Here is a 15446-nt window from a genome sequence, read left to right on the forward strand (position 1 = left end):
GTTCGTCCCTCCCTGTGGTCAGTCGGTGGGCGTCAGGATCACGCCCTCGTTGGGCCGCAGCAGCAATGCGCCGTCCTGAAACGGCGTTACGTCGGCAAGCGTGGAGAGGAGGGGGCGGCAATCATGCGCCCATTCCGGCAAGGCCAGGCGCTGCGGCCGCTCCCCGAGATTGAGCGCTACCACCAGCCGGTCCGCACCATGCCGACGCTCATAGGCCAGGACGTCGCCCTCGGCGTCGAGCAGCGCGAAATCACCGATCGCCAGGGCAGGATGGGCGCGCCGGACCGCGAGCAGCCGGCGATGCAGCGCCAGCATCGAGCCGGGCTCGGCCAACTGCCGCGCCACATTTCGCTCCGGCCAGTCGGCGTTGAGCGGCAGCCAGGGCGCAGCCGTGCTGAAGCCGGCATGCGCACTGTCGTCCCACGGCATCGGCGTGCGGACCGGATCGCGCCCGAGGCCCTTTCCCGGCTCGCGCAGCTCGCGCGGATCCTGGACCTGATCGGGCGGGAGCGGCACATCACTCAGGCCGAGCTCGTCGCCATAATAGAGGGTGGGCGTGCCCCGCAGCGTCAACAGCAGCATCGCCGCGACCCGGGCCTGGCTTTCCCCAAGCCTGCTCGCGACGCGCGGGCGGTCATGATTGCCGAGCACCCAGTTCGGCCAACCGCCGGGCGGCAGCGCAGCTTCGTAAGCGGCGATGAGCTCGGCCAGCGACCGTGCCTGCCAGGGCGCGTCGATGAGCTGGAAGTTGAAGGGCAGGTGCACACCGGCCCGATCCTCGCCGTAATAGCGCATGAGCCGCTCGACCGGCAGGTAGATCTCGCCGATCAGCACACGTTCGCCTTGGCCCGCCGCGCCATACGCGTCCGCGAGTGTGCGCATGTCGGCCGCGATGCCATGGACCTCGGGCTGGTCGGTCGAATGCAGCTGGAGCAGGCGGTCCATCTCGCCGAGCGCAGGCCGATACGCCGGGTTCGGCGGGTTGTCGCGAAAGTCGGCGGCCTTGATCAGGTGCCAGAGCACGTCGATGCGGAAGCCGTCGACGCCGCGGTCGAACCAGAAGCGCAGCACGTTTTGCATCGCCGCCCGCACCGCCGGGTTGCGCCAGTTGAGGTCCGGCTGCTGCTTCAGGAAGGCGTGGTAGTAGTACTGGCCGCTGGCTTCGTCCCATTCCCAGGCCGAGCCGCCGAAATCACTGATCCAGTTGTTGGGCGGCCCGCCCCCGGGGGCAGGATCGCGCCAGAGATACCAGCCCCGTTTCGGATTGCTGCGCGAAGAGCGGCTCTCCGTGAACCAGGGATGCTGGTCGGAGGTGTGGTTCGGCACGAAATCGAGCAGAACCTTGAGCCCGCGCGCATGGGCCTGCGCCAGCAGATCGTCGAAATCGCCGAGCGTGCCGAAGCGTGGATCGACGTCGCAATAATCGGAGACGTCGTAGCCGAAATCGGCCATCGGCGAGGGATAGATCGGCGAAATCCAGATCGCGTCGATGCCGAGCTCGGCGAGGTAGCCCAGCCGTCGCGTGATGCCCTTGAGGTCGCCGACCCCATCGCCGTTGGTGTCCTGAAACGAGCGCGGGTAGATCTGGTAGATCACCCCGCTCTGCCACCACGGCATGGTCATCGTCGCGTCAGCGCATGCGAGCGCGACGCATGAGAGCCGGAGGCGGCGCGAGTGTGAATTCTCTCCCCCTCTCCGCCGAACCGGCCGCGCGCCGAAACTATCGCCGCAGGCTGGAACAAAAGGACTCCGGTGGCGGTTGGCTTGTTATGACCATTTCCACGACCATCCCGTCCCCACCGCCCGTCGATCACGACATGGAACTGTCGCTCCCCGCAGATGCGCCGCGCAACATCGTCAGGAAGCGGCAGCAGCGGAAGGCGCGCTCGGTGGCAGGCCGCCATATCGACGAAGCGCTTTCGGGGCTTCCGATCTCCGATCAGGCCAAGGCTTCGCGCAAGGCAAGGCTGATCGACCTGCCGAACGGCACCCCGTCCAAGCGACCCGGCAGAGGCGACGACCCCGGCCCGGCCTAGCCTGCGCCGGAGCGGCGCCGATCGGCTTTGCTCAGCCATCGGCAGCGGGGCTTTCATCTGCGGGCTGGCGCCGGCAGGTGCCTCGCGTAAAGCGCTCGATCTCGGCAAGCGCATCATCGAGGGATTTGAAGGGCCCCCGGCGCATGGCCTCCATCGTGTGCAGTGCCTGGCCAGCCGGATAGATCATAAACTCGCCCTCTGCTCTGTCCTCGATATATCCCATGTCGCGTCCGAGAAGGTCGGTCAGCAACCAAGCCTTTCCATCCGGCTTCTGCGTAATATCGATGTCCAAGCGAACTCCGTTGGTCGGAACCTGCAAATCCGGCGGGTTCAAGGTTCGGGCTTCAGCCAGCCGGGACAGTGGCCTTGTCGTCGAGACTCCCGGAAATGGGCATAGCGCTGGTCAAACAGGCAGCTTGCGCTTGAGCGCCCGTGGCTTCGGCGGCGCCGCCGCTGCCGCGGCGCGCTCGGCCGCCTCCTTTTGCAGCCGGAGTTCTTTCAAGCGCGCCGTGTTGGCGTCGCGCGCCTGGGTGATGGTCTCCGTTTCGGAAAGGACGCGGTTGCGTGTCAATGATTGGGTTTGCGTCCTCAGGAACGCGGCATCTGCCGTCACGCGGGATTTCGAGTTCTCTGCCAAGTGTCTTCTCCAGAGGGGTCGGCTTGGGGGATGAGAATTGCCTCGCAGCGAGCATCACCCGGTGGGGCTGCGCGCCGACTCGAGGTTGTCCGAAACAATCTGATCGTGCCCGATCGCCCGTTCATGTCCATCGGCGCCGCGCACGCGATATTCGCGCTCGCCGCTCGCACGGGTCGGCATGATCCGCACGATTTCATACTCGCCGGAACCGGATTGATCGGCGAAGCCGAAGGACAGCCGGACCACGTCCCCAAGTTCGATCGAGCGTTGGATCACGGGCTGATGTTGGGTCATTTTCATATTCCTTTTCACGGAGAGGCGGCCTGCCGCAGATCATGGGTCTCGTCCGCATCAACGGGATCGAGGGCCTGCAGCAGTGCCTCGATCCTGATCGTCGCAAAATTGCAGTACGTATCGGAGACCGCGTAGGGCAGGACGATCTGCCCCCCATGGCGCATCGCGCCGCAGGTATAGACGACGTTGGGAACGTAACCCTCGCGCTCAGACGGCTCCGGCCGGACCAGAGGTTCGCGTGAGCGCGCAAGCACCCTCGACGGATCCTTCTTGTCGAGAAGGACGGCGCCGATCGCATAGCGCCGCACCGGGCCGACGCCATGGGTGAACAGCAGCCAGCCCTCATCGAGCTCGATCGGCGAACCGCAGGTCCCGATCTGAATGAACTCCCAGGGATATTGCGGCTTCAGGATCGCGACCCCGCCGTCCCAGTTCATGAGATCGTCCGAATAGACGAGATAAAGGTTCTCGTTGTCCTGCCGCGCGATCATGGCGTAGCGGCCGCCGATCTTGCGCGGAAACAACGCCATCCCCTTGTTCACGGCAGCGCTGCCTCGCAGCGGTGACATCCGGAACGACAGGAAGTCGGTGGTCTCGATCAGCTCGGAGCGTATTCCCCTGCCGTTATAGGCCGTGTAGGTCGCGCGGAACACGGTTCGTCCGCCCTCGTCGAACGCGACGAAGCGCGCATCCTCGATGCCGTTCGACTGCGAGGCCGTGATCGGAAAGATCACCCGCTCGCTGATGTCGCCATCCGGCGAGAACACCACCTCGACGTCGTCACCATCGACGCGCACCATGCGGTTGCGGAAGGTCGCGATCGTCGCGAGGCGCGAGGTCGGATCGACGCTCAGGCTGCCGTCGGCGGCGACCGTGCCCGATCGGAAGGTCAGGGACGAGATATGCCCTTCGCCGACCGCGCGCACGCTGAGAACGAAGCGACACCCGCCTGGCGGAGCACCGGACTGGTCGGGGTGCAAAACGATGCTCGGGTTGAAGAGCGCCGCCGCCTCGAACGAATACTCGTGCAGGAAATAGGACCCGACCAGCTGGCGCTGCGTCCTGGTGAACGCGCCATGGGCCGTGAACACCTCCTCCATCTCGTCGGCGCGCGCCTCGAAACGCTCCAGCAGGTTTCGGTGCCGGCCGTTGAAGTTCTCCAGCACCTCGGCGAGCTGGCTTGCCGCCGCCTCATGGTCCAGTCCCGTCACACGAGCGACGATGTGGTTCGCACGGAGCTTGTCCGTGGGGTTCATGTCGCGCGGATCGGGCGAGGGCCCGAAGCGGCGCACCACGACCCGGGCAGGATCCGGGTACAGGTGCAAGGCCTGCCGGTTCAGGAAGGTGGCTTGCGACACGTCGCCCCCAAGTCGGTTTGTGCGGATCGCCGAAGGCTCAGGCGTGCAAGACCCGAAGCGGCGCCAGTTTCGGGCGGTCCCCGCTCATGCGGGACAGCTGGCGAATCTCGGCGAGGCTGAGAAGGTAGGATACCACGGATTCGCCGCCGCGGTTCTCATTGGGCCGGTCACGGTGCAGGCCGTCGCGGCAGGCGCCGGTATCCAGATCGACCAGCGGGGTCGACAGATCGTTGTCGCCCATGAACCAGGCGAAGGCGCGCACTGCTTCCGCCCGCCATTGCACGTCGCCATCGGCCCGCCAGGCGGCGAGGCAGGCCGAAATGGTCGCCGTGGCTTCCAGCGGCTGCTGGTCGAATGCCTTCGGCGGGCTGAGCCTGTCGCTGAAGCTGTCCGAGCCCACCGGCCTGAACAGGCCGGCAGGCGTGCTCTGCACCTCGACGAGCCAGCGCAGCGAGCGCAGGCCGGCCTCGACATAGGCGGGAACCTGCATCGAAAGCCCGGTGGCGAGCAGTGCCTGGGGCAGCCGGGCGTTATCGTAGGAGAGACCTTCCTCGAACCAGACCCAGTCCGGCGTCTCGACCGTCGACAGCAGGCCGAGCAGGCGGTCCGCCAGCAAGGAGCGCAGCCGGATGGTCGAGGGCGGTGCCGCGACCACGGCGCAGTAGGCGTCCAGGCCGAGCAGCGCGAAACTCCAGGCACGGGGCGAGCTGAAGCTCTCCATCACAGGCAGGGCTTCGGCGAAGAGCGCAGTCGCCCAGCGCCGCCGCGATGGGCTGGTGTCGCTGCGCGCGCACTCGCCGAGAGCCCAGAGCGTCCGGCCATGGCTGTCTTCCGAGCCGACCTCCTCGAGCCAGCGGCGATCGAAGCTCATGAAATTGCGGAAACGCTGCGCCTGCGGGTTCCAGGCGTGCTGGACGAAGGAAGCGAAGCGCGCCGTCAGCGGCTCAGGCAAGCGCTGCTCGCCGGTTCCGCCGAGAGCGCAGGAGAGCAGCAGTGCGCGGGCATTATCGTCGACGCAGTAGCCATGCGTGCGATCGGGCACAGAATGAACCGCATGCTGGAACAGGCCGGTATCGTCGCACATGCAATGGAGATGCTCGGTGCGCAGCTCCGGCGGCGCCGAAGGCTGGAGGAACGGCCTTGCCTGCGCCGGTCCGGCGACCACGTTCAGCAAACGGCCGCGGCGCGCCGCCTCGAATGTGGCGAGGTAGCGCTTTGCGGTCTGTTCCCAGGTCATCGAGCGGCTGCTGGCATAGGCGCGCCGGCGCATGGCCTGCCGCCGCTCGGCATCGGTCAACAAGGCTGCAATCTCGTTGCCGGTCGCGACGATGTCGCCGAACGGCACCAGGACGCCGCGGCCGTCGGCAAGCAGTTCCTGGGCATGCCAATAGGGCGTCGAGACGACCGCCTTTCCGAGCCCGAAGCTGTAGGCCAGCGTGCCCGAGGTCATCTGCGCCTCTTTGAGATAAGGCGTGACGTAGACGTCGCACATGGAGATGAAGCCGAGCAGCGTCTCGCGATCGACGAACTGATCGAGGAAGACGACATGATCCTCGATGCCGAGCTCGTGGACACGCTTCTGCAAGCCGATGCGATAGGCTTCGCCCTGCTCGCGGACGAGATGAGGGTGCGTTGCACCCAGGATGACGTAGACGGCATCGGGCCGGCGTCTCAGGATCGAGGGCATCGCATCGATCATCACCTCGATGCCCTTGTTGGGCGACAGCAGGCCGAAGGTCAGGATGACCGAGCGGCCGACGAAACCGTGTTTGGCCTTGGCATCGTCCGGTTCGACAAAGGCGAAATCGGGAATGCCGTGCGCGATCACCTCGATCTTGTCAGCGGGAAGCCGATAGATCGTGCGCAACAAGTCGCGCCCTTTCTCGGCCATGACGACGACCCGGGAGGAGGAATCGACGATCCGCTCCATGACGCTGCGCTGTGCCGGGCTTGGCTCCGACAAGACGGTGTGGAGCGTGGTGACGACCGGCATCGTCAGGCGTGACAGCAATCCTGTGACATGCGCGCCCGCTTCACCGCCGAAGATGCCGAATTCGTGCTGCAGCGAGACGACGTCGAACTGGCCGTTATTCAAGAAATCGGCAGCGCGCGCATAATCCTGGATCCGGTCTTCGTAGATCTGGAAGCCGACGGTGCCTGGATAGTTGTAACCATCGCCATCGTTCATCGCCACGATGGAGGTTGCCAGATCGGGGTCCGATGCGGCGACCGCCTGTTGCAGGTCCGTGGTGAAGGTCGCGATGCCGCAGCGGCGCGGCAGCGAGTTGCCGATGAAGGCGATGCGGTCGAGTGCGGTCATGCTCGTGCCTCTGCAGTTGGAATGTGCGCTTTCGCCATTGAGGCGGGCAGCAGAGGCTCGCGAGCCGCGCTGCGGGTCGGGCCGATCGCGCGCTTGGCTGCGATCGGCCGAAGGAGGTCACGGCTGGGCAGGGCGGCATCATACGCCACCAAACAGCTCAGGCCGGTTCGCCCGGCGGCGAGGTGCATGGTCTCGGCCTGCACGAAGCAGCCCTCGCCAATGCGCGCTCGCCACGGTCCAATCCGACCCTCGCCGGCGATCACCAGCAGCCATGTCTCCGCCTGCGCGTGCAATTCCCAAAGCGAATCCGGGGCAAGCTCCAAGCGCTCGAGGGTGAAGAACGAGGTTGCCAGGAGTACCGTCCTGGCATCGCTCAGACGCTGCGCCGGCTCCTGCTTTGCGGCCGGCCCGGCATGGGCAGCGGCAACGCCAAGCTCGATGTGAAGCTCGCGCTGGCGACCGTGATCGAACAGGCGGAAGGTCGTGTCGCTGCGCTGCTGGATCTCGGCGAGCACAAGGCCCGGACCGATTGCGTGTATCGTCCCCGCCGGCACGAAGATCACGTCTCCCGCCGCGGCGGTTCGCCAGAACATGAGCTGGGCGATCGAACCGTCCTCGATCGCGGCTCGCAACTGCGCCTGTGAGAGCGACGACTGCAAGCCGACTGCCACAGTGGCGCCGGGCTCGGCCGCAAGCACGTACCAGGCTTCGGTCTTGCCGCGTGTCAGCCCCATGGCCCGGGCGGCATCGTCATCCGGATGCACCTGGATCGACAGGGCTTCGCACGTGAACAGCAGCTTGAGCAGCAAGGCGGGCTCGAAAGCCGGATCGTGGCGCTGCAACCAGATTTCGCCGATAGCGACGCCGTGATGATCGGTTCCGCTCCACGGCAGGAGGTCGCGTGAACCCCAGGGTTTAGGCACAGCCTGTAAGCGAGCGGGCTCGAGAGCCATGGCGAACTCCAAATTCACCGGGCTTCGACAAGTTCGACGGAATTGTCGAACGACGCTGCGGCGGGGCCAGCAAGGCATAGACGTCGGTGAGAGAGATGGGTTCCTTCAGGCTCGGTCTCTTGCGAGAGCGAGTTCGAACCCGGGATTTTTCAGCTCTCGACGATCACGACAGCGGGCGGTCCTTTTCGAGGGCTGCAGTGAGATAGGCCGGCTCGATCGGAACCATTTGGCATAAGGATCCGGGCGCTCAGATAGCCGGAAAATGGATAAAGTCGCCGACGCGCCGCAGGCGAGCCTGGAAGCGCTCTCGATTGATCCGTCATAGTCGACCCGGTATTCCCAGGCCGGCAGCGGCGCCTCGAAGCCAGGCAGCAGAAATGGAAACGAAAAACGGACGGAGATCTGCGTAGTGCGATTGGTCACGACGACCTCCTTCCTCAAGGTACGATCTCGAAGCGTCAGAGGTTTCGAACAAGCCTGAGAAGCGCTCCAGGCGACAGCCCGGCGCTTGCGACCAGCGATTTGATCGCCGCTCACTCAGGATCGGATATGGTCTCAACTTGGTTTGAAACAAGACATGAAAGGAATTTCATTTTTAAAAGCGTAGCCGAAATCAGTTTTTATTGAAGATTTTTCTTATCGAATTTCTTCTAAAAGGCTGATCTCGCGTATCTATTATTTATTTTACGAAGAATTTGTTTTTTCATTATTTTGCCATCCCTGCCGATTGGGGCCTGGCCCCGTATTTCTAGAGAGGTTTCGGCGAGCGCAGCCCTGCCTCCCGCGCGATTGAAACCGGGCTGCTGCGTCCCCACCTGCCTTGCCCGATGACGCTTTGCTGCAGGACCTGATGAATCAACCCACCCGCAAGCGCGCTCTGCTGCTGCGCAATCCCAAGGCGCGGCGCGGCAGTGAGTCGATCGAGCCGCTCCTGCAGCGGCTCGAGGCCGGCGGTCTCGACGTCACCATCGAGACCTTCGAGGCGCTGCCGGAGATCGCCCGCGACATCGTGCGGCTGCGCGATCGCGCCGACCTCGTCATCGTCTGCGGCGGCGACGGCTCGGTCTCGTCGGCGGCGCTCGCGGCGATGGAGAGCGGCCTGCCGATGGGCATTATCCCAATGGGCACGGCCAACGACCTCGCGCTGACGCTTGGCATCCCGTCGGACCTCGTTGCGGCGGCCGAGGTGATCGCCCGCGGTGAGACGCGGCCCGTCGATGTCGGCACGGTGAACGGCCACGCCTTCTTCAATGTCGCGAGTATCGGGCTGAGCAGCGATCTGGCGCAGAGTCTCGATCCGGTGCTGAAGAAGCGCTTCGGACGGCTGGGCTATGCGCTCGCGGCGATGAAGGTCATGACGCGGGCGGGGCACTTCAAGGCCAGGATCACCGAGAAGGGCCAGACGACCGAGGTCGAGACCTATCAGGTCGCGATCGGCAACGGCCGGCATTATGGCGGCGGCAACGTGGTCGAGGAGAGCGCCGAGATCGATGACGGCCATCTCGATCTCTACAGCCTCGAGATGACCAATCTCTGGAAGCTGGCGCTGATGCTGCGTTCGTTCAGGTCGGGCACGCACGGTGCCTGGCGCGAGGTGCGCACGGCACGCTGCGTCGAGTTCGACATCGAGACCAAGCGGCCGATGCCGGTGAACACCGATGGCGAGATCGTCACCGCGACCCCGGCGCATTTCAAGGTCCACCCCAAGGCGGTCTCGATCTTCACACCGAGCGCCGGGGCAGGCGATACGGCGGCACGGCCGCATCTCTATCACTGCTGAGATTGCTGCAGACCAGCAGGCGGGCCGCCCTCCTATTCGGCTCTCGGAAACCTCTCGGCGTTACGCTCCTGCCCAGCTGCCAGGAGATTCTGCTTGGAAACCTTGCTCTATCCGCCGGTGAAACGCTTCCTCGAGGAGCTCGGCTATGCCGTGAAGGGCGAGATCGGCCGCTGCGATCTCGTCGGCCTTCGGGAGGGCGATGCCACCGTGGTGGTGATCGGCGAGCTCAAGCTCGCCTTCAACCTGGAACTCATCCTGCAGGGCGTCGACAGGCTGCGCCTCGGCGACGAGATCTGGCTGGCGGCGCAGCTCTCGGTCAGAGGCAAGGGCCGGGAGTCAGATCCGCGCTATCGCGATCTCTGCCGGCGCCTCGGCTTCGGCCTGCTCGGCGTCTCCAGCACCGGCCGTGTCGAGGTGCTGGTCTCGCCGACCGCGCCGACGCCGCGCAAGAACCCGCGGGCCCGCTCGCGCCTGGTCGACGAGCATCGCCGGCGCAAGGGCGATCCGGCAGCCGGCGGCAGCACGCGCCAGCCGATCATGACCGCCTATCGCCAGCAGGCACTCGCTTGCGCCGCGGCGATGAGCGCCGAGCCAAGGCGTCCGCGCGACCTCAGGCCGTCATGCCCCGACGCGCAGAAGATCCTGCACCGCAACGTCTATGGCTGGTTCGAGAAGGCCGAGCGTGGCGTCTACGGGCTGACCGAGGCCGGCCGCAGCGCTCTGGAGCGGTGGGAGCCGGCCTTTCCAGCAGTCGAGCCCGATCGCAGCGGTTTATCGGCGGTCTAGCCCGGCCAGCATCCGCGTCAGTTCTGCCGACGACATCGGCTTGGCGAGCGGGTAGGCTTGGCCGGCCCAGAGCAGGGTGAAGTCGTCGCGGCCTGCCGCCTCGGCGGCGCTGCGCAGCGGCCCCAGCGCCGTGCCGGCGGTCGGGAAGGCCGGTGCGAGCTCGGAGAGCGGGCCGAGCTCCGCCATGGCGCGGTTGACGATGCCGCGCGCCGGCCGGCCGGTGAACAGGTTGGTGATCGCGGTCGGCCGCTCGCCCATGCCGAGCGCCTTGCGGTAGATCGGCGAGATGCTCGCCTCGGGCGTGAACAGATAGGCGGTGCCGGCCTGAACGGCGGCAGCACCGAGGGCGAAGGCAGCTTCGACCCCGCGCCGGTCCGTGATGCCGCCGGCGGCGATCACCGGGACGGAGACGGCGTCGACGACCTGCGGCACCAGAGCGAAGGTGCCGACCTGCTCCGAGATCCGGTCGTTCAGGAAGATGCCGCGATGGCCACCGGCCTCGGCGCCCATGGCGATGACCGCATCGACACCGTGCTCGGCGAGCCAGCGCGCCTCGGCCACCGTGGTGGCGGAAGCGATCACCTTGGCGCCGGTGCGCTTGACCCGCTCGAACAGCTCGGGCGCGGGCAGGCCGAAATGGAAGCTGACGACCTCGGGACGATACTCCTCGACGACACCAGCAAGGGCAGCGTCGAAGGGCGTGCGGCCGCTCGGCGTCTTCGGCATGTCCGGATCGAGCCCGGCTTCGGCATAGTAGCCGGAGAGGTGCTTCAGCCAGGCGGCCTGGCGCGCCGGATCGTCGGCCGGGGTTGTATGGCAGAAGAAGTTGAGGTTGATCGGCCGGCGCGTGCCGGCCCGCACGGTGTCGAGCGCCGTTCGCAGCCCCGCCTCATTGTATTGCGCGCCCGCCAGCGAGCCGAGGCCGCCGGCTTCGCTCACGGCGATGACCATCTCCGGTGTCGACGCCAGGGCCATGGGCCCCTGGATGATCGGCAATTCGATGCCGAACAGGTCGAGCAGTCGCGCTTGTGCGGTGCTGGTCATGATCGTTCCTCACGAGGCCGGACGGGCAGCGGTTAGAGCCGGATGATTTCAGATGGAATCGCCTTGCGTTTCCAACTGAAATCTGAATCCGTCTCTCATCAGAGAGTTAGAGCAGGATTGATGCGAAAAACCGGTTCCCACTTTTTCGCATCCTGCTCTAGTGTCCGCTGCGGCCCGTCGATTTCAAAGGCGAAGGTCAGCGCATCCGCAGTGCAGGATTGAGCGAGTCCTGGATCAAGGCCGCTGATGGCGAGACTAGCCCGCCGCGCGCCGCTTGCGGTACTCCGGGACGGGCAGGCCACCCCAGCCCCAATTGTCGAGCTCGACCTCCTCGATCACGACGAAGGTCGCCGCGAGCGGCTTGTTCAGCACGTCGAGCAGGAGCTGGCTGGCGCCGGCGATGAGTCTTGCCTTCTCCTCAGACGTGACCGAGGAGCGGCCCGGGCCGGAGCCCTCGCGGGTGACCTGGATGGTGACGATCGGCATGGATACCTCCTGCTGGGTGGGTTGCGGGTCAGTGGCCGGCGCTCTGGCCGCCGTCGACGTGCAGGATCTCGCCGGTGACGAAACCGGCGCTTTCCAGGAAAAGCACGGCGTCGACGATGTCGCGGACCTCGCCCATGCGCTTGACTGGGTGCAGGTTGGCCAGGAATTCATGCGTCTGCGGCGCGTGCATCGGCGTCTTGATGATGCCGGGGGAGACTGCGTTCACGCGGATGCCCTGGGTGGCGTATTCGACCGCCAGCGCCTTGGTCGCCGAGTTGACGCCGCCCTTGGTCAGGTTGGCGAGCACGGTCGGAACGCCCGCGACCGCGTGGTCGGTCAGGCTGGTGGTGATGCTGACGACATGGCCTGAGCCCTGCTTCAGCATGGCGGCCACGGCCTGCTGGGTGATGTGGAAGAAGCCGGCGAGATTGGTCGCGATCTTTCTCTGGAAATCCTCTGCCGTGTAGTCGGTGAAGGGCTTGGCGATGAAGATGCCGGCATTGTTGACCAGCGTGTCGACGCGCCCGAAGCGGGCAATCGCCTCGCGGATGATCGCCTCGGCGGTCGCCGGATCGGCGATGTCGCCGGGAACCGCCAGAATGTCCGGATCGCTGCCCTGCGTGATCGAGCGCGACGTCGCCACGACGCGACAATTGCGGTCGCGGAAACCCTTGACCAGCGCCGCGCCGATGCCCTGCGAGGCGCCGGTGACGATCGCGACCTTCCGTTCGTTGCTCATGATGATCCTCGTTGCTTCGGCAGCGAGCGGATGTGCCGCTGCCCGGCCCAGGGCCCGATGACGAGGAATCTGGAGTGTTTCGCGTTTCGGCTGAATGCCCGCTGTTCGGCAGTCATTCCTTCGTAGCGCGGAAGAATGGACGGTTCAGGAGCGCATCACGCCCGACTCGGCCGAGAGCCGCGCGAAGTCGGCGCGCAAGCGCGGCACGGCGAAGTCGAGGAAGGCCCGGACCTTGGGGACGTTCGAGCGGCCCTGCGGCATGACCAGGTTGACGGGGCGGGGCGGCGGCTCGGCATCCCGCAGCAGGAGCTCGAGCGAACCGTCCTGCACGCGTTCGGCGACATGATAGGTGAACAGCCGCGTGACGCCGAGCCCGCCGACCGCAGCCCCCAATGCCGCCCTGACGCTGTTGACGGTCAACCGCGGCTTGAACTGGACGGAGCGGGACACGGAACCGCCCTTCACGGGCGGGAAGACCCAGGCATCGCGCCCGAAATCGGTGCAGGCGATGATGCTGTGCTTGGCGAGGTCGCCCGGCTCGTCGATGCGCGGGTGCTGGCTGAGATAACGCGGCGAGGCCACGATCACCGGCCGGACCTCGCCGCCGATGCGGATGGCCGTCATCGCCGAATCCGGCAGTTCGAGAATACGCAGGGCGATGTCGATGCCTTCCTCGACCAGGTTGGCGCCACGCGAGAGCAGGACGAGGTTGACCGAGACGGCCGGAAAGGCCTCGATGAAGGCATCGACGATCGGCCGAAGGATTTCCTCGCCACTGATCGGCGGCGCCGTGATGGTCAGGGTGCCGCGCGGGGTTGCTTGTTCGCCGGCGCCGACCGCATCGAGCTCTTGCAGGTCGGCGAGGACGCGGCGGCAGGCGGCGGCATAGCGCTCGCCGGTCTCGCTCAGCCGGATCGAGCGGGTCGTACGATGCAACAAGGGAGCACCGGCTTGCTGTTCGAGGAAGGCGACAGCCCGGCTCACCGCGGCCGGCGAGCGGCCAAGCAGGCGTCCCGCCCCGGCGAGGCTGCCCTCGTCCAGTGCGGCGACGAACACTTTCATCGCGTCGATGCGATCCATGATGCCCCCGAGCCTCGGACCTTAAGCTCGGTCAATCCGGCAGGCTGTCAAGCGCACATGGCGCCGGCCCAGGCCGTGCCGTGTCAGGCTGGCTTATGCGGCAAAGCGAGGCCGTAGCGCTCGTTGGCCGGCTGTTCCTCGGCCTTGCGCAGCCTGGTCTCGCTGAGCTCGTCGGCGGCTTCCAGGATCGGATAGGCGATCGAGGTGATGTGGCCGTGGATGCGCTTCAGGTCGCGCAGCACGTCGAGATGGATCGAGGAGGTCTCGAGCGACTCGGTCACGCCACTGCGCAGGCGCTCGTAATGCTTCTCGGTCGCCATGCGCTCGGCGACGCGCATCGCGCTCTTCTCGTCGAAGAGCTGACGGGCAAGAGTGATGTCGCGCGAGGCGAGCACGTTGAGCGAAAGCTGCAGGCTGTGGCTGACGCGGGCGTGGAAGTCGCGGATCTCGGCGAGGCCTTCTTCGGAGAAGCGGTAGCGCTTGCGGATCTTCTTTTCCGCGAGCTCCCGCAGGTTCTTGTCGATGATGTCGCCGATATGCTCGAGATTGGTGGTCGCCGTGATGATCTCGAACAGGCGCCGGCTGTCCTCCTCGCAGAGTGGGCGGCGCGAGAGCTGGACGAGATAGAGCTTGATCGCCTCGTGGATCGTGTCGACGCCATCATCAGCCGCGGCGATCTCGCGGGAGAGCGCGAGCTTGTCCTGCTCCAGCAGGATCAGCAGGTCCTTCAGCATGGCGCTGACGCGATCGCCAAGATGCAGCGTCTCGCGCATTGCGCTGGCGAGGGCTTCCGGCGGGCTGTCGAGCAGGCTGGGGTCGAGATAGAGCGGCTGCGTGCGCTTTTCCGCTTCGGGCGCGGCCGGGGTCAGGCGCGTGACCAGCGCGGCGATCGAGCCGGTGAAGGGCAGGAAGGCGAGGGCGCCGACGATATTGAGCGCCAGATGGATTTCGACTGCCAGGCGCGAGGGATCGTGCGACAGCTGCGAGAACCAGGCGGCGAGCGGCTTGGCGAAGGGAATGACGACGAGCGCGATGATCATGCGCGTCAGCAGGTTGGCGAGCGCGACGCGGCGCTGCGCGACCGGTGCGCCGAGCTGGTCAATCACCGGCACCAGCGCATTGCCGAGATTGGCGCCGACGATCAGGATCAGCGCCGTCGGTGCCGGGAACAGCCCGCCCGCCCAGAACGAGGCGATCAGCAGGACGATGGCGAGGCTCGAATGGGTCAGCCAGGTCGCCGCAACGGTGAGCGCGATGGCGAGCAGGGGCTCGCTGGCCAGCGCCTCGAACACCGTGCGGAAGACCGGCGACTGCGCCAGCGGCGCGGAGGCGGTCTTGAGCTCGGACAGCGAGAGCAGGATCAGCCCGATGCCGACGATCAGGCGGCCGATATTGCGGGCGCGGTTCATCGCCTCGTTGGCGAGGTAGAGCGTCACGCCGATGGCGAGGCAGGCGCCCCAGATCCAGCCGAGCTCGAACGAGACCAGGAAGGCGGCGAGCGCCGTGCCGACATTGGCGCCGAGCAGCACGGCGAAGGCCATGGGCAGGCCGATCAGCGCCTGGCCGGCGAAGGACGAGAGCAGTAGCGTCGTCGCCGTCGAGCTCTGCAGGATCAGCGTCACCACCGCCCCGCTCGCCATCGCCGAGACGCGGTTGCCGGTGAAGCGCGCGATCGCCTGCCGCAGCGATGATCCGAACGCCCGGGTCGCGCCGGTTCGCACCAGCCGGACTGCCCAGATCAGCAGCGCCACCGCGCCGGCAAGATGGATCAGGATGGCGGTGGTGCTATCGGCGGCGTTCATCGTGGGGAGGGCGCTCCTTCGGCGGGAATCGAGGAATGAAGCGGCGGATTATGCCGTCAAAATCGTTAGCCGTCTTATAAAATCGACGGCGGAAATGGCCTACTACTCTCGCTCGCGTTCCGGCCGGATGA

15 protein-coding genes are annotated in these 15446 nt (G+C 66.2%); 3 read left to right on the top strand and 12 right to left on the bottom strand.

What is annotated here, in order from left to right; genetic code table 11:
- Positions 1 to 18: 18 nt before the first annotated feature.
- Positions 19 to 1623 (bottom strand): alpha-amylase family glycosyl hydrolase, encoded by a 1605-nt coding sequence (locus ACSQ3M_RS26475; RefSeq protein WP_436153069.1) that lies wholly within the window; start codon positions 1621 to 1623, stop codon positions 19 to 21.
- A gap of 194 nt (positions 1624 to 1817) precedes the next feature.
- On the opposite strand from ACSQ3M_RS26475, the gene ACSQ3M_RS26480 reads away from it, so the two are divergent.
- Entirely contained in the window at positions 1818 to 2036 is a 219-nt protein-coding gene (locus ACSQ3M_RS26480) for a hypothetical protein (protein WP_436153070.1), read from the top strand.
- A gap of 31 nt (positions 2037 to 2067) precedes the next feature.
- Here the strand turns inward: ACSQ3M_RS26480 and ACSQ3M_RS26485 are convergent, their stop codons facing one another.
- The 6 genes from ACSQ3M_RS26485 to ACSQ3M_RS26510 form a co-directional block, all read right to left on the bottom strand.
- Positions 2068 to 2328: a hypothetical protein gene (locus tag ACSQ3M_RS26485; RefSeq protein WP_436153071.1), complete on the bottom strand. Its 261-nt coding sequence runs from the start codon at positions 2326 to 2328 to the stop codon at positions 2068 to 2070.
- Between the two features lie 111 nt (positions 2329 to 2439).
- Positions 2440 to 2673, bottom strand: coding sequence for a hypothetical protein (locus ACSQ3M_RS26490; RefSeq protein ID WP_436153072.1), 234 nt, complete (start codon positions 2671 to 2673; stop codon positions 2440 to 2442).
- Positions 2674 to 2727: 54 nt separating this feature from the next.
- Positions 2728 to 2967 (bottom strand): hypothetical protein, encoded by a 240-nt coding sequence (locus ACSQ3M_RS26495; protein ID WP_436153073.1) that lies wholly within the window; start codon positions 2965 to 2967, stop codon positions 2728 to 2730.
- Between the two features lie 14 nt (positions 2968 to 2981).
- On the bottom strand, positions 2982 to 4325 hold the full coding sequence (locus ACSQ3M_RS26500; RefSeq protein WP_436153074.1) for a glycoside hydrolase family 130 protein: 1344 nt from the start codon (positions 4323 to 4325) through the stop codon (positions 2982 to 2984).
- A gap of 37 nt (positions 4326 to 4362) precedes the next feature.
- Positions 4363 to 6645 (bottom strand): glycosyltransferase family 4 protein, encoded by a 2283-nt coding sequence (locus ACSQ3M_RS26505; protein ID WP_436153075.1) that lies wholly within the window; start codon positions 6643 to 6645, stop codon positions 4363 to 4365.
- Positions 6642 to 7598, bottom strand: a complete 957-nt coding sequence (locus ACSQ3M_RS26510) for a class I mannose-6-phosphate isomerase (RefSeq protein ID WP_436153076.1) — start codon at positions 7596 to 7598, stop codon at positions 6642 to 6644. Before ACSQ3M_RS26510 ends, ACSQ3M_RS26505 begins: the two co-directional genes overlap by 4 nt.
- Positions 7599 to 8448: 850 nt before the next feature.
- Between ACSQ3M_RS26510 and ACSQ3M_RS26515 the strand changes: the two genes are divergently transcribed.
- Both ACSQ3M_RS26515 and ACSQ3M_RS26520 read left to right on the top strand, forming a co-directional pair.
- Positions 8449 to 9378 (top strand): lipid kinase, encoded by a 930-nt coding sequence (locus ACSQ3M_RS26515; protein WP_436153077.1) that lies wholly within the window; start codon positions 8449 to 8451, stop codon positions 9376 to 9378.
- A 93-nt stretch (positions 9379 to 9471) separates the two neighbouring features.
- Positions 9472 to 10164: a DUF2161 domain-containing phosphodiesterase gene (locus ACSQ3M_RS26520; protein WP_436153078.1), complete on the top strand. Its 693-nt coding sequence runs from the start codon at positions 9472 to 9474 to the stop codon at positions 10162 to 10164.
- On the opposite strand, the gene ACSQ3M_RS26525 is transcribed toward ACSQ3M_RS26520, so the two are convergent.
- The 5 genes from ACSQ3M_RS26525 to ACSQ3M_RS26545 all read right to left on the bottom strand — a co-directional run bounded on the left by ACSQ3M_RS26525 (position 10150) and on the right by ACSQ3M_RS26545 (position 15315).
- A complete protein-coding gene (locus tag ACSQ3M_RS26525; protein WP_436153079.1) occupies positions 10150 to 11208 on the bottom strand; it encodes an NAD(P)H-dependent flavin oxidoreductase in 1059 nt (352 codons plus the stop codon). The two genes, ACSQ3M_RS26520 and ACSQ3M_RS26525, sit on opposite strands and share 15 nt — an antisense overlap.
- Positions 11209 to 11463: 255 nt before the next feature.
- A complete protein-coding gene (locus ACSQ3M_RS26530; RefSeq protein WP_436153080.1) occupies positions 11464 to 11694 on the bottom strand; it encodes a tautomerase family protein in 231 nt (76 codons plus the stop codon).
- A gap of 28 nt (positions 11695 to 11722) precedes the next feature.
- On the bottom strand, positions 11723 to 12433 hold the full coding sequence (locus ACSQ3M_RS26535; protein ID WP_436153081.1) for an SDR family NAD(P)-dependent oxidoreductase: 711 nt from the start codon (positions 12431 to 12433) through the stop codon (positions 11723 to 11725).
- Positions 12434 to 12577: 144 nt separating this feature from the next.
- Positions 12578 to 13513 carry a LysR family transcriptional regulator gene (locus ACSQ3M_RS26540; protein WP_436153082.1) on the bottom strand — a complete coding sequence of 312 codons (936 nt, stop codon included), beginning with the start codon at positions 13511 to 13513 and terminating at the stop codon, positions 12578 to 12580.
- Positions 13514 to 13596: 83 nt separating this feature from the next.
- Positions 13597 to 15315, bottom strand: a complete 1719-nt coding sequence (locus ACSQ3M_RS26545) for a Na/Pi cotransporter family protein (protein WP_436153083.1) — start codon at positions 15313 to 15315, stop codon at positions 13597 to 13599.
- Positions 15316 to 15446: the final 131 nt, after the last annotated feature.

The organism is Allobosea sp. LjRoot90, assembly GCF_964254315.1.
Taxonomy (GTDB): Bacteria; Pseudomonadota; Alphaproteobacteria; order Rhizobiales; family Beijerinckiaceae; genus Allobosea.

What these genes read in the sequence shown, in the direction of transcription:
- ACSQ3M_RS26480 (WP_436153070.1), top strand. Translation starts at nt 1,818, where the DNA reads ATGGAACTGTCGCTCCCCGCAGATGCGCCGCGCAACATCGTCAGGAAG.
- ACSQ3M_RS26475 (WP_436153069.1), bottom strand. Translation starts at nt 1,623, where the DNA reads ATGACCATGCCGTGGTGGCAGAGCGGGGTGATCTACCAGATCTACCCG.
- ACSQ3M_RS26515 (WP_436153077.1), top strand. Translation starts at nt 8,449, where the DNA reads ATGAATCAACCCACCCGCAAGCGCGCTCTGCTGCTGCGCAATCCCAAG.
- ACSQ3M_RS26530 (WP_436153080.1), bottom strand. Translation starts at nt 11,694, where the DNA reads ATGCCGATCGTCACCATCCAGGTCACCCGCGAGGGCTCCGGCCCGGGC.
- ACSQ3M_RS26540 (WP_436153082.1), bottom strand. Translation starts at nt 13,513, where the DNA reads ATGGATCGCATCGACGCGATGAAAGTGTTCGTCGCCGCACTGGACGAG.
- ACSQ3M_RS26535 (WP_436153081.1), bottom strand. Translation starts at nt 12,433, where the DNA reads ATGAGCAACGAACGGAAGGTCGCGATCGTCACCGGCGCCTCGCAGGGC.
- ACSQ3M_RS26510 (WP_436153076.1), bottom strand. Translation starts at nt 7,598, where the DNA reads ATGGCTCTCGAGCCCGCTCGCTTACAGGCTGTGCCTAAACCCTGGGGT.
- ACSQ3M_RS26525 (WP_436153079.1), bottom strand. Translation starts at nt 11,208, where the DNA reads ATGACCAGCACCGCACAAGCGCGACTGCTCGACCTGTTCGGCATCGAA.
- ACSQ3M_RS26545 (WP_436153083.1), bottom strand. Translation starts at nt 15,315, where the DNA reads ATGAACGCCGCCGATAGCACCACCGCCATCCTGATCCATCTTGCCGGC.
- ACSQ3M_RS26495 (WP_436153073.1), bottom strand. Translation starts at nt 2,967, where the DNA reads ATGACCCAACATCAGCCCGTGATCCAACGCTCGATCGAACTTGGGGAC.
- ACSQ3M_RS26505 (WP_436153075.1), bottom strand. Translation starts at nt 6,645, where the DNA reads ATGACCGCACTCGACCGCATCGCCTTCATCGGCAACTCGCTGCCGCGC.